Here is a 13,235-nt window from a genome sequence, read left to right as displayed (position 1 = left end):
CGGCCCTGCTCGGAGGCGGCCCGGACGACCCGGAGTACCGGGGGTCCGGGCCGTCGCGGCGGGGTCAGGCCGCGGCCTTCGCCGCCGACTCCGCCTGCCCCTCGGGGGCGTACACACCGGCCTGGTCCGCCGACCGTACCGTTCGCCGGCGGCGGACCGGCATGCCCACGGTCGGGTGGGCGACGCCCCAGGCCGCGCCCTTGCAGATGATCTCCTTGTAGAGGGCGGCGAGCCGGCCGGTGAGAGCCTTGGGGAGCGTGCGGTCGTCCGCGGTGACGAACTGGATCAGCCCTTCCTTGCGGCCGAGCGAGATGCACTGCTGGAAGTAGCGGATCGAGATCTTCGGCGGCTTCGCGCCGGTGAGGCGGGCCGCGACGGTGTCGGCGGCCAGCCATGCGCTGGGCACGCCCGAGGCGCACGACATCCGCAGCGGCTTGTCTCCGGGGCCCTGGACGAGGGCCGCGTCACCGATGGCGTACACCTCGGGGTGCGAGACCGAGCGCAGGTCCGCGTCGACCACGATCTGGCCCGTGCCGGAGACCTCCAGGGTGCTCGCCCCGGCGATCGGGTGGACGGCGAAGCCGGTGGCCCACACGGTGACGGCGGCCGGGAGCGACGTGCCGTCGGCCAGGACGTGGTCGGCCTCGACGGCGGTGACGGCGGTGTGCTCGTGCACGGTGATGCCGAGTCCGGCGAAGACCTTCCGCAGATGGGCTCGGCCCTTGTCGGAGAGCCAGTCGCCGAAGCCGCCGCGCGCCACCAGTGCCACGTCCAGGTCCGGGCGGGACTCGGCGATCTCGGTCGCGGCCTCCAGGCCGGTGAGTCCGCCGCCGACGATCACCACGGGCTGTCCCGCGTCCAGCCGGGCCAGCCGCTCACGCAGCCGCAGCGCTCCGGGGCGGCTGGAGATCTCATGGGCGTGCTCGGCGGTACCGGGGACGCCCTGGGGGTTCCAGCCGCTGCCGAGGGCGTAGACGAGGGTGTCGTACTCCAGTTCCCGCGGCTCGGCGCCGTGCGCGTCGGTCACGGTGACGGTCCTGCGGTCGGCGTCGACGCCGACGACCTCGGCGACCCTCACCTCGACACCGGTGCCCGCGAACATCTCCGCGAAGGGGCGGGACTTGAGCTCCTGACCGGCCGCGAGCTGGTGCATCCGCACGCGTTCGACGAAGTCGGGCTCGGAGTTGACGAGGGTGATGGCGACGTCGGCCCGGTGCAGCCGCTTGGCGAGGCGCCCGGCGGCGGAGGCTCCGGTGTAGCCGGCTCCGAGGACGATGATGCGGTGCTGCATGGTCTGCTCCTGTCTGCGCGGGTCTGGCGCTTGCCCTGCTCGGTTACGCCCCTTGAACCGGGCAGCCCGCGATTTCCTGACAGGATCGGGATGTGAAGCAGGTCACACTCCCCGACGGGGAGTGCGACCCGGTGCGCAGAACGGTGCCGTACGCGGCTCAGAAGGCGTGGAACAGGGGTTCTCCGTGCTCGCCGGCCGCCCACACCTCGGTCGCGCGTTCCAGCTTGTCGGGGTTGACCTGACTGCGAAGGGCGAGGATGCCGTCCGCGCCGATCTCCAGACAGGTGATCCCGACGACCCGGCCGTCGACGACCGCCAGGATCGCGGGACCGCCGTTGACCGTCGAGACGTGGATCTCGGGCGAGCCGCCGACCAGGGCCCGCTTGGCCGGAGCCGGTTTGAACAGGCCCCGCATGAACTTCGCGACCGCGATGGCACCCTCGACCGCCCGTGCGCGGGCGGGGACCTTGCCGCCGCCGTCGCCGACCGCGATGGCGTCCGCGGTCAGCAGCTTGACCAGCGGCTCGGTCTTCCCGCTGGTGGCCGCCGCGAGGAACTCCTCGACGATCAGCCGGGCGGCCGCCTCGTCGATCTCCGTACGGGCCTTGCCCGCCGCCACGTGCTTCTTCGCACGGTGGAAGATCTGCTGACTGGCGGCCTCGCTGATGTCGAGGATCTCCGCGACCTCCCGGTGCGGGTAGTCGAATGCCTCCTTCAGCACGTACACCGCCCGCTCGTTGGGGCTGAGGCGCTCCAGCAGGGTGAGGACCGCGTACGAGACGGACTCGCGCTGTTCGGCGGTGTCGGCGGGGCCCAGCATCGGGTCACCGGCGAGCAGCGGCTCGGGCAGCCACTGGCCCACGTACGTCTCCCGGCGTGCGCGGGCCGAGGTGAGCTGGTTGAGGCACAGGTTGGTGAGCACCTTCGTCAGCCACGCCTCGGGGATCTCGACGCGGGCGGTGTCGGCCGCCTGCCAGCGCAGGAACGTCTCCTGCACGGCGTCCTCCGCCTCGACCGCCGACCCCAGGAGGCGGTACGCGATCGCCTCCAGACGGGGTCGCGTCGCCTCGAACCGGTCCACGTCGTGCGTCGTCAGCGCCATGGTGCGGATCTTAGTACCGGGGCGGTCCAGGGCCGTCGCCCCCGTCGCACCGGGATGATGTCGCCGTGACCATCACCTTCCGGATCCCGGCGTCCGGCGCCGAACTCGTGGGGTTCTCGTACTCGCCGTCGATGGAGGCGGTACTGAGCCTGCACGTGCTCGTGGAACCCAAGCACCATCCCGTCCAGCATGCCTGGGTGCGGGCCATGCGCCGGCTGTCGCCCACGCTGAAACGCGAGATCGACGTGCTCTCCTTCGCGTTCCGGTCCTACTTCCCGGAGTTCTTCTTCCCCTCGCCCACGGGCGAACTGCTCGGGTTCGAGGACGAGGTGCGACGACTGCGCTCGCTCGACCCGGAGCTGGTGCGGCTGGAGTTCGCCGTCGCGCTGGGCGGTGAGCCCTTCGGGGGCGGGTCCGGCAGAAACCCCGCCGTACTCGACGAACCCGCGGTCCGCCGTCGACTGGACGAGCGAGCGGCGGCCGCAGGCGACCCAGGGCTGGCCGGCCTGCTGCTGGACGATCCCGCCGCACTGCTGGAACGGTTTCTGAGGATGCTGGAGCGCTACTGGGAGGAAGCGTTCTCGCACGAGTGGCGGCGCATCGAGCCGGATCTCGCCGAGGGCGTCGCCGAGGCCGGCCGTCGGATCGCCGAGCACGGGCTGTACGCCCTGTTCCGCGGCCTGTGGCCGGAAGTGCGCAGCGACCCCGGGGCCGGACGGGTCTGGCTGGAGCGACCGCACGACCACGACGTCGAGATCACGCCGGACCATCCGCTCGTCCTGGCGCCCAGCGCCTACGCCTGGCCGCACGTGCGCGTCAACTGTGACGGCCCCTGGCCGCTCGGGCTGGTGTTCCCCGTGTCCTCCATCGTCCGTGAGGCCCGCCCGCGGATTCCCCCGGCGCGGCTGACGGGCATCCTCCGGGCGCTGGCCGACGACACCCGCCTGCGGACCCTGCGGCTGATCAGCGAGCAGCCGCGCAGCACGCAGGAACTCGCCCCGCTCGTCGGGATCACCGAGGCCGGTCTCTCCAAACAGCTGCGGGTGCTGAGCGAGGCGGGTCTGGTCGAGCGCCGCCGCGAGGGCTACTACGTGCTGTACCGGACGGTCCCGGAGCAGGTGGCGGCCCTCGCCCCCAGTCTGGAGGCGTTCCTGCACGCGAGCGACCCGACTGATTAACGTCATTCTCAATCAGTTGATCGGATGCTTCGCTCGTTCCGACAGTGGGGGCATGACACTCCTGAAGGACCGGAACTTCCTGCTCCTGTTCGCCGGGCAGGGCATCTCGCGTTTCGGCGACGGCATGTTCACCGCCACCACCGCCTGGCTCGCCTGGTCGCTCACCCACGATCCGGCGGCGGTGGCGCTGGTCACCGTGGCCGCGTACGCTCCGGCCTTTCTGACGACCTTCGTCGCCGCTTCCTACGCCGACCGCTACGACCGGCGACGTCTGATGATCCTCACCGACGTGCTCCGGGCGGCGCTGGTGGCGGTCGCCGTGGGAATCTTCGCGTCCGGGGCGATGAACCTGACCGTGCTGGTGACGGCGACGGCCCTGCTGGCCCTGGTCGGTGCCCCGTTCGCCCCGGCCCGCAACGCCATCGTGCCGCAGATCGTGCCGCCCGCCCTTCTGCAGCAGGCCAACGGACTGCTCCAAGTGGCCTTCCGCGCTGCCTTCTTCGTGGGGCCGCTGGTGCTCGCGCCCGTGCTGGCCTTCGCCTCCCTGACCGTCGCCGTGGCGCTCAACGGCGTGACCTTTCTGCTCTCGGCGGCCGCGGTCGCCGCCCTCCGGGTCCGCGCTCCCGACCGCCGCGACCGGCCGACCGGGCTCCGCTCCGACCTGGTGGCGGGCCTCAGAGCGGTCCGGTCCGAGCCCGACGTCCTGCTGGTGATCCTGACCTTCGTCGTCGCCCTCACGCTCACCAGCGGTTTCCTGACGGTCGGCCTGGTGGCTCTGGTGGGGCAGGGCGGTCAGTACGGTCTGCTGCTGGGCATCGCCGGGCTGGCGGAGGTCGCCGGAGCCCTCCTCCTCGCCCGGATCCCGATCCGCAGGCTCGCCCTGGTCGCCCTCCTCGCCTGGGCCCTGCTGGGCGTCTTCCGGCTTCCGCTGGGCCTGGCCACCTCTCCCGTCGTGGCGGCCGCCCTGCTCGCGCTGACCGGGCTCGCCTCGGCGCTGACCGACATCCCGCTGATCGCCCTGGTGCAACGACGCATCCCGGACAGCCACCTCGCCAAGGCCCTCGGCCTGTGGGAGGCCGGTATCGCCGGCGCCCTCGCCGTCTCCCCCTTCATCGCGTCGACGGTCATCTCCCTGGTCGGAGTGCGGGCCGCCTTCGTGCTGTCGGGTGCCGCGCTGGTGACCCTCGCCCTGGTGGCCTCCACGATCCTCGCCGCGACCACCGGAAAACTCCCCCGACCGGCCCGGAGGGGGTACTCCGGGGCCGGAGGGGACGTCAAGGCGGCGGAGCCTCTCGGATGAGGCAGGGGTGGGTCACCGGAGCGTGGTCCACCTCTGGTTGTTCTGGCCGTTGCAGGTCCACAGGACGGCCGGGGTCCCGTTGGCGGTCGCCCCCTGCTGGGCGTCCAGGCACAGACCGGCGTGGACGTTGCGGATCGACCCGTCGGCCTGCGGGGTCCACTTCTGGTTGTTCTGGCCGTTGCACGGCCAGATGATGACCCGGGTGCCGTTCGCGGTGCCCTGGTTGTACGCGTCCAGGCACTTGTCGCCGTAGACACGGATCTCGCCGCCCGCCCAGGTCGTCCACTGCTGGTCGGCGCTGGTCCGGCAGTCCCAGATCACCGCCGCCGACCCGGCCGCGGTGGAGGACCGGTCCACGGCCAGGCAGCGGCCGGATCCGGTACCGCGCAGGCGGGCGGTGGTGGAGGCCACCGGGCTGCCGCCGGTCACCCTGAACACGGCGACACCGTGCGCCGGTACGCTCGCGGAGATCTGGCCGGAGGTGCTCGACGTGCCGCCGGTCCACAGATCGGTGAGGGTGAACGGCCCCCCGCTGAGGCCGACCTGCGCGGCCGTGGCGGTGACGGTCGTGGCGCTCCCTCCCCGGTTGAGCAGCCCCACGGCGACCGAACCGTCGGACAGGGGCTTGGCGAAGACCTCGGTGTCCCCGTCGTCGCGCACCCTGCGTCCGCCCGCGCCGAGGGAGTCCTGGTTCACCGCGAGCAGACGGGGGTTGCGCAGGATCGCGCTCACGTCGGCGGACATGGTGCGGATGTCGTTGCCGGCCATGAGGGGGGCCGAGAGCAGCGACCACAGGGCGAAGTGGGAGCGGGACTCGGTCAGCGACAGCCCGGGACGGCCGACGACCAGCATGTCGGGGTCGTTCCAGTGGCCCGGGCCCGACTGGGCGGCCAACGGCGCGGTGATGTCCAGGACGTTGCCGACGCCCATCGGATAACTGTTGGTGTTCCCGTTCTGCCAGATGTCGAGCAGGTCCTCGGTCGTCCGCCACAGGTCGGCGACCTGGCCCCAGTCGTAGGTGTGGCCGGTCGGGGCGTGGAAGCTGTTGGGATTGATGCTGTAGACGATCGGCCGCCCGGTGGCGCGCAGCGCGTCGCGCATGACGGTGAACTGCGCGATCTGCTGATCGAGGGTGCCGCTGCCGGAGCACCAGTCGTACTTGAGGTAGTCGACGCCCCAGGAGGCGAAGGTCGCGGCGTCCTGGGCCTCGTGGCCCTTGCTGCCGGTGGAGCCGGGGTAGGTGCCCACGCCTTGGGCGCACGTCTTCTCGTTGGGCGCCTGGTAGATGCCGAACTTCAGGCCCTTGCCGTGGATGTAGTCCCCGAGCGCCTTCATCCCGCCGGGGAACTTGGTCGGGTTGGCCCGGAGGTTGCCGGCCGCGTCGCGCTGCGGATCGAACCAGCAGTCGTCGACCACCACGTACCGGTAGCCGGCTTCCCGCATCCCCGAGGACACCATCGCGTCGGCGGCCTGGCGGACCTGGGCCTCGGTGATCCCGCACCCGAAGCTGTTCCAGCTGTTCCAGCCCAGCGGCGGGGTGAGGGCGGGGCTGCCCGGCGCGGCCTCGGCGGTCGTGCCGGCGGAGGCGGTGACGCAGGCGGCGAATGTCAGTGCGGTGGCCGTGAAGAGACGCAGCAGTCGCTTGTGCAGGGGAACCATGGAGGATCCTTCCTGGCCCGCACGGCGGAAGCCGTCCGTGCGGGCCTCGGGGGCACGGTCACGAGCTGGTGATCAGGTGCGTACGGTCAGCGCTGCAGGGTGAGCAGGCCCGGCCTGTACGGCAGTTGCTGGTACGGGGTGTTCGACGGTGTGCCGGGGGACAGGCCCTGGTAGAGGAGCCGCAGGTTGCAGGGGTCGACGGTCATGGTCTGGTCGGGGTTGTCGCGGACCAGGTCACCGTGGCTGATGTCGTTGGTCCAGGTGGCGCCGCTGTTGGCCTTCCCGGCGAAGGGGTTGCTCTCGGTGGCGGCCTGCGGGGTCCACGTGCCGTTCAGACCGGAGGCCGTGAACGAGCGGAAGAACCGCTGCTCGCTCGCGCCCCGAGCCTCGACGATCATCAGGTACTGGTTCTGGCCCTGCACCTTGTAGACCTGCGGCGCCTCGAACAGGTTTTTCACGGTGTCGCTCATGATCGTCGTGTACGACGAGCCGAAGCTCGCCGGGAAGTTCCCGATCGGCATGGCCGACCGGTAGATCTGGCCGTTGTCACCGGCGAAGAACATGTACATGTTCTGGCCGTCGGCGATCAGGGTCGGGTCGATCGCGGTGCCGTTGGGGACGCTGCCCGTGAACAGCGGCTGCCCCGCGGACCAGCCGCCCGGGTTGGTGGGGTCGCTCGACGTGCGGTAGACGAAGGGCCATTGGGTCCCCCACCCGTTCGAGGTCAGCACCCAGATGTTCTTGGGCGCGAAGTAGAACAGCGTGGGAGCCACCGCGCCCTGGTTCATCTGGGTCTGGGGGGCCGAGGCCATGTCGGACCAGTTCGTGAACGGGCTGAACATCATCGAGTGCCAACCCGACCCCGAGGCGTTCGTCGCGTAGACCAGGTGCTTGCCGTTGTACGTCACGGTGGTGAAGTCCTTCAGCGAGTACCACCCGTTCGACGGCTGCGCCAACGGCCCTGTCGAGCTCCACCGGTACGTCGACGGGAGCGTGCACGCGCTGCCCGACCCGGACAGGCCGGTCCACTTCTGGCTGCCGGAGCCGTTGCAGGTCGCGAGCTGCACCGCCGTGCCGTTGGCCGTGGCGCCGCCCGCCACGTCCAGGCACAGCCCGGACTCCACGCCGACGACCGTGCCGTCGGCGTTCACCCGCCACTCCTGGTTCGTGCCGCCGTTGCAGGCCCAGATCACCGGTCGCGTCCCGGGTGTGGTGGCGTGACCCGGGACGTCCAGGCACTTGGTGCCGTACACGGTCAGCCGGTTGTCGTCCGTCAGCGTCCACTGCTGGTTGGTCCCGTTCCAGCAGTCCCAGATCTGCACGTTCGTGCCGTCGGTCTGGTTGGCGCCCGGGACATCGAGACACCGGCCGGAACCGGTGCCCCGAAGGGCGCCGGTGGTGGCCGCCTGGGCGGGGTCGGCGACGAGGGTGGCCGCCGAGGCGACCAAGGCCGCGAGCAGCACGGAAAGGTGTCTACGGCGGAAGGTACGGCGGAGCACGGGGACCTCATCTCTTCGGGGGAGCGGTGTTCCGATCGGTCCGGCACGGAAGGGCCCGGACCGAGGGCTGCGAGCGGATGCCGATGTTCGGTCATTCGAACGGCGATCGGGTGATCGGGCAGTCCTGAGGCGTGGTTGTGGGGCGGCTGCGGGTCGGCTGCGGGTCGGCTGTGGGGTGGTCGTGGGGTGGTGTCAGTTCTTCACGATGCGCCAGCGGTTGTCGGCGGTGCCGTCGTCCGGGGCCTGGACCGCAAACGCGCCGACAGCGGTGGAATTGCTCGCGATGGCGAGGAGCTTGCCGCTGTGCGCGTTGCGGATCTTGTAGGTTCCGTCTCCCTGGTCGAGCAGCGTCCACCGGTGGTCGGCGGTGCCGGTGTCCGACCACTGCAGGACCGTCGCGTTGTCGGCCGTGGACATGTCCTGGACGCCGAGCACCTTGCCGCTGTGGGCGTTGCGGAGCCGGACCGCGCTTCCGTCGGTGATCATCTGCCAGTCGTGGTCGGCGGTGCCCGAGTCGTTCCACTGCAGGGCCCGGCCACCGTCGGCCGTGGACATGTTCTGGATGCCCAGCACGAGCCCGCTGCCGACGTTGGTCAGACGGACGGTGTCGCCGGTGTTCCAGTAGACCGTGTAGTTGTGGCCGTGGGCGTCGTGGAACGGGCCCAGCCTGACGGTGGAGCCGTTGGCGGTGGCGGTGAAGGCGAGCGGACCGGTGCCGGTCCGGGTGATCGACGACGTCGTCAGCGACGGCGGGGAGCTGAGCGCCGAGTCGCCGTAGTCGCCGGACAGGACGACCGGGCCGTAGGTGATCGCGGCGATGTTCGCGTTGTCGTTGGCCGCCCGCATGACGATCCGCATGGGCAGCCGGACGGTGACGGTGTCGCCGGAGGTCCAGGAGCGGGTGAGGGTGGCGTAACTGCCGGGGGTGGTGGCGATGTTCTGCGGTGTGCCGTTGACACTGATCGTGGCCCCGGAGGTCCAGCCCGGGATGCGCAGGCGCATCGCCCAGGTTCCCCCGACGCTGCCGGTGACCCGCAGGGTCGTGGTGTCGCCGGCCGGAAAGTCCGTGGTCTGGGTGACCGTGATGCCGCGCTCCGACCAGGTGAGCACCGAGGGCACGAACAGGTTCACGATCAGGGTGGTGTCACTGCGGTAGTACACGGAGTCCATCAGCCTGGTGTGCATCTCCAGGCCCGTTCCCTGGCAGCACCAGAAGGTGCCGTAGTCGGTGCTCCAGGTGCCGCCGCCCCACGCCGGGCCCACACCGCGCCGCCCGCCCGGCTTGAGCGGGGTGAAGTAGGTGACGTGCCCGTGGTCGTCGGCCGGGTTCTGCTGGCCGATCATCTGGTTGAGCCAGGCCCGCTCGTAGTAGTCGAACAGCGCGGCCCGGTTCGGGTCCAGCGCGAACAGTTCCCGGGTGAGGACGAGCATGTTGAAGGTGTTGCAGCTTTCGCAGGTGTCCTGGTTCAGGTAGCCGGCGATGGCGTTCGGGGCGCGGAAGTGCTCCGCCTGGCTGTTGCCGCCGATGGCATAGGTGTGCGCGTCGACGCAGATGTTCCAGGCGTTGGTGGCGATGTCCCGGTACCGGGTGGTGCCGGTGGCCTTGTACTCCCGGGCGGCCCCGATCCACTTGGGTACCTGGGTGTTGGCGTGCAGCCCGCTCAGCCGGTCCTGGTTGGACGCCAGCGGGTCGAACACCGCGGCGTGGTCGAACCGCCGGGCGGCGGTGAGCCACCGCACGTCGCCGGTCTGCTGGTGGAGATCGGTGAGCACGGCGTTCATGCCGCCGAACTCGGTCTGCAGCATGGCCTGCATCTGCTGGCCGCTCAGCCGCCCGGTACGCCAGTCGACCCAGCCCGCCAGAGCCAGGAGCACGTCACGGGCCTGGGTGCTGCCGATGTGGCGCCAGACGTCGAGCAGCCCCACGAGGGTCTTGTGGATGGTGTAGTACGGCACGTTGCCGTTGCTCAGGGTCCGTTGCTCCAGAGCGGTGAAGTCGGACTCCGGATAACCGGAGAGGTACCCGGCGTTGAAACCGGCGGCGCCGTTGTTGGCCTGGCACTTGGCCAGTTCCGCGACCATGCGGGTCGCCTTGTCCCGGCAGGTGGTGTCCCCGGTCACCGCGTAGAGCTGGGCCCACGCCGTGAGGAAGTGCCCCTGGACGTGGGTGCGGAAGGGGAACGTCGGCGCGTCCCAGCCGCCGGTGGCGGCGGCGCCGGCGGTCGACAGCCGGTGATTGGCACGGAAGTTGTACAGCAGCCGGTCGACATCGACGAACCGCAGGTAGTTCCGCGTACGGTCCTGGTTGTCCAGCCACCGGCCGGCGGTGAGCCGGACCTGGTCGAGTCCGAAGGGGTGCGCGAGGACCCCGATGTCGGCGCGTACGGGCGGGACGGCCGCGGAAGCGGCGGACGAGCCGATGAGGGATCCGGCGGCAGAGGTGGCCGCGGCGGCCCCGGCGGCCTGCAGGAGGCGCCGTCTGCTGACGGGGGAGGCCATCTGGGACCTTTCGGTGAGGGGAGAGCGACAGCCCGGTCGGCTGTGGCGGTGACTCACGGATCCGGCAGTCGGGTGCGGCACGAACACGGGCATCGGCATCGCGGCGGGGGCATGGGCATCGCGGCGGGGGCCTCGGCGGCGGCCGTCGTCCCGAGCGCCGGACCCGAGCCCTCGGAGGGCCCTGCCCGTCGTGTCCGTTCCATTGATACATGGGATGGATTAAGGGACAAGAACGTGTCCGTGTCTAGTCATGCGACAGGAAATGCTCCCCCGTTTCGGGGAGATGTGTCCGACCGGCGTTCCGGGGGCGATCCAGACATTGGATGTGCGGAGGGAGAGTGCGGCAAGCGCAAGAGCCGAATGTGGTCATCGTGCTCCGTCGACCGCGTCCCGCTTCCCGCTTCCCGACCGCCTCCCCGGGCGCCCCGGAGAGTGGCCGACGCTCCCTCCAGACATGGCATGTCTGGGGTGAGATGGCAGGGCGCACACTCAGATGAACCTGGTCAATTCGCATTCTTCGAAGGCACTTTCATCCGCTTAACCGTTGACACGGGGCAGTCGCGTCATCGAACTTCATGCCGTAACACCCGGCGCTGTGGAACCGGCCACCACTCCCGGCTCGCCGGCCGGCCGCCTGTCCCACCCCACACCCTGCCCACCCATTCGAGTCACCCTCATCAGGGAGTACGCCCATGTCTTCAGGAAGACTGTCCCGTCGGGCACTGCTGGGTGCCGCGGGCGCCGCCGCGGCCGCGACCGCGCTGCCCGTGGTCCCCGCGCTCTCGCCCCTGCTCGCGAAGGCGGCCGCAGCGGACCCCCAGACCAACCTGGAGAAGCTGGCCGATATGCGGTTCGGCATGTTCAACCACTTCAGCCTGGGCACGTTCACCAACCAGGAGTGGGCCGAGCCGAACCAGAACCCGGCCCTGTTCGCCCCCACGGCCGTGGACTGCGCGCAGTGGGCGGACGCCGCCGCTGCGGCGAAGATGAGCTACGGCATCCTGACCACCAAGCACCACGACGGCTTCGCCCTGTGGCCGAGCGCCTACGGAACCCAGAACGTCGCCAACAGCTCCTACAAGCATGACGTGGTGAAGGCGTACTGCGACGCCTTCCGGGCCAAGGGGCTCAGGGTCGCGTTCTACTACTCGATATGGGACCGCACGTTCGGCGTCGAGGCGTGGGAGAGCCGGCACAAGGTGTCCGGCCTGGAGATCACGGACGCCGTCCAGCCCGCCGACATGACCTTCATCCTCGGCCAGATCACCGAACTGCTCACCCACTACGGCACCATCGACATGTTCATCACCGACGGCTACGCATGGCAGATGGGCCAGCAGGCCGTCTCCTACCAGCGCATCCGCGAGCACGTGAAGTCGCTCCAGCCGGACATCGTCATGATCGACCACGGTGCGCTGTCGGTGCCGTGGCTCGGCGACGCCATCTACTTCGAGGAGCCGCTGGGCGTCACCGCACCCGCCGGAAACACCTACGCCGCCACGCAGGGGCAGACGATCAGCAACGGCTGGTTCTGGCATCCGTCCACGCCGACCGAGGGCCTGATGAGCAAGGACGCGATCCTGTCCCACCTGGCGGACCTGGAGCCGAAGTACACCTCCTTCATCCTCAACTGCCCGCCCAACCGCAACGGCAGGCTGGACACCAACATCGTCAACCGGCTCGCCGAGGTCGGCGCGGCCTGGAGCCCCGACACCTCCCGCCCGCCCCTGCCGACACAGCCCCTGCGCGCCGAGCACCCCGTGACACCCGTCAACGCCTACGCGACCGCGTTCCGCACGGGTGAGGGGCCGCTCCGCGTCATCGACGGGCTGAGCGACAGGGGCTACGAGACCTGCTGGTCGACCTGGGGCCTGTCCCCGGCCCTACCCCACTCGGTCACGATCGACCTGGGCGGGGTGTGGAGTGACGTCTCCACCCTGGAGTACCTGCCCAAGCAGTGGGGCCGCACCAACACCACCGACGGCGACATCACCTCGTACACCATCTCCACCAGCACCGACGGCACGAACTTCACCCAGGTCGCCACCGGCACCTGGGCCGGCAACCGTGCCCCCAAGGTGGTCGAGTGGCCCGCCCGGAACGTGGGCTTCGTGCGGATCCAGGCCACCGCGGCCACCGGCGGCTACGCCAACATGGGCGGCGTCCACATCGGCGGCCGGACGGCCGAGCCGGCCCTGGTGTCGAGGGTCCTGCCGGGCGACGGCACGGTCTACCGCATCGTCAACCGCAAGAGCGGCAAGGTCGTCGACGTGTTCAACTTCGGCACCGCCAACGGCAGCAACATCCAGCAGTGGCCGTGGCTGAACAACACCGCCCAGAAGTGGACCTTCGCCTCCACCGGCGACGGCTACTACGAGATCAAGAACGTCAACAGCGGCAAGCTGATGGAAGTGGCCGGACTCTCCCGGGAAGAGGGCGGAAACGTCGCCATCTACGCGGACGACAACGTGCCCCAACAGCACTGGGCGGTCACGCCCACCGGCGACGGCCACTACTACTTCACCAACCGGTACAGCGGACTGGCGCTCAACGTCGACGCAGGCTCGACCGCCGACGGCGCCAACATCTGCCAACTCACCTACCGCCGTGGCCCCGAGCAGCAGTGGCAGATCATCGCCCTGTGACGGCACGGCCCGGGGACGGGCGGATCGCCGCCGGACAGGGCAGATCGGCATGCGCCGTGGCC

General features: G+C 70.3%; 8 protein-coding genes. 3 read left to right on the top strand and 5 right to left on the bottom strand.

All coding sequences use genetic code 11. The features are described from left to right. Nucleotides 1-64 precede the first annotated feature (64 nt). Nucleotides 65-1,291, bottom strand: coding sequence for an FAD-dependent oxidoreductase (locus tag PYR72_RS02195; RefSeq protein ID WP_275453573.1), 1,227 nt, complete (start codon nt 1,289-1,291; stop codon nt 65-67). 157 nt (nt 1,292-1,448) lie between these two features. Continuing rightward, nucleotides 1,449-2,393, bottom strand: coding sequence for an RNA polymerase sigma-70 factor (locus tag PYR72_RS02190; protein ID WP_275453572.1), 945 nt, complete (start codon nt 2,391-2,393; stop codon nt 1,449-1,451). 65 nt (nt 2,394-2,458) lie between these two features. Between PYR72_RS02190 and PYR72_RS02185 the strand changes: the two genes are divergently transcribed. Together PYR72_RS02185 and PYR72_RS02180 are read left to right on the top strand one after the other, a co-directional pair. Then, nucleotides 2,459-3,571, top strand: a complete 1,113-nt coding sequence (locus PYR72_RS02185; protein WP_275453571.1) for a DUF5937 family protein — start codon at nt 2,459-2,461, stop codon at nt 3,569-3,571. Nucleotides 3,572-3,623: 52 nt separating this feature from the next. Further along, nucleotides 3,624-4,871, top strand: a complete 1,248-nt coding sequence (locus PYR72_RS02180) for an MFS transporter (RefSeq protein ID WP_275453570.1) — start codon at nt 3,624-3,626, stop codon at nt 4,869-4,871. A gap of 12 nt (nt 4,872-4,883) precedes the next feature. Here the strand turns inward: PYR72_RS02180 and PYR72_RS02175 are convergent, their stop codons facing one another. The 3 genes from PYR72_RS02175 to PYR72_RS02165 form a co-directional block, all read right to left on the bottom strand. Next, nucleotides 4,884-6,530, bottom strand: coding sequence for a ricin-type beta-trefoil lectin domain protein (locus tag PYR72_RS02175; protein WP_275453569.1), 1,647 nt, complete (start codon nt 6,528-6,530; stop codon nt 4,884-4,886). 86 nt (nt 6,531-6,616) lie between these two features. Next, the gene (locus tag PYR72_RS02170; protein WP_275453568.1) at nt 6,617-8,029 is read right to left on the bottom strand and encodes a non-reducing end alpha-L-arabinofuranosidase family hydrolase; all 1,413 of its coding nucleotides are present in this window, start codon (nt 8,027-8,029) and stop codon (nt 6,617-6,619) included. 192 nt (nt 8,030-8,221) lie between these two features. Then, nucleotides 8,222-10,528 (bottom strand): beta-L-arabinofuranosidase domain-containing protein, encoded by a 2,307-nt coding sequence (locus PYR72_RS02165; protein WP_275453567.1) that lies wholly within the window; start codon nt 10,526-10,528, stop codon nt 8,222-8,224. Nucleotides 10,529-11,220: 692 nt separating this feature from the next. Between PYR72_RS02165 and PYR72_RS02160 the strand changes: the two genes are divergently transcribed. Continuing rightward, entirely contained in the window at nt 11,221-13,173 is a 1,953-nt protein-coding gene (locus PYR72_RS02160; protein WP_275453566.1) for an RICIN domain-containing protein, read from the top strand. The last annotated feature ends 62 nt before the right edge of the window (nt 13,174-13,235 follow it).

This window comes from Streptomyces sp. VNUA24 (genome assembly GCF_029167005.1).
In the GTDB taxonomy this organism is placed as follows: Bacteria; Actinomycetota; Actinomycetes; order Streptomycetales; family Streptomycetaceae; genus Streptomyces; species Streptomyces scabiei.
Note: the sequence above shows the minus strand (reverse complement) of the source record. Positions and strands in the feature narration are given on the sequence as shown.

Bases quoted from the DNA above. Each gene is read 5' to 3' on its own strand.
- PYR72_RS02195 (WP_275453573.1), bottom strand. From the start codon at position 1,291: ATGCAGCACCGCATCATCGTCCTCGGAGCCGGCTACACCGGAGCCTCC.
- PYR72_RS02190 (WP_275453572.1), bottom strand. From the start codon at position 2,393: ATGGCGCTGACGACGCACGACGTGGACCGGTTCGAGGCGACGCGACCC.
- PYR72_RS02180 (WP_275453570.1), top strand. From the start codon at position 3,624: ATGACACTCCTGAAGGACCGGAACTTCCTGCTCCTGTTCGCCGGGCAG.
- PYR72_RS02175 (WP_275453569.1), bottom strand. From the start codon at position 6,530: ATGGTTCCCCTGCACAAGCGACTGCTGCGTCTCTTCACGGCCACCGCA.
- PYR72_RS02165 (WP_275453567.1), bottom strand. From the start codon at position 10,528: ATGGCCTCCCCCGTCAGCAGACGGCGCCTCCTGCAGGCCGCCGGGGCC.
- PYR72_RS02160 (WP_275453566.1), top strand. From the start codon at position 11,221: ATGTCTTCAGGAAGACTGTCCCGTCGGGCACTGCTGGGTGCCGCGGGC.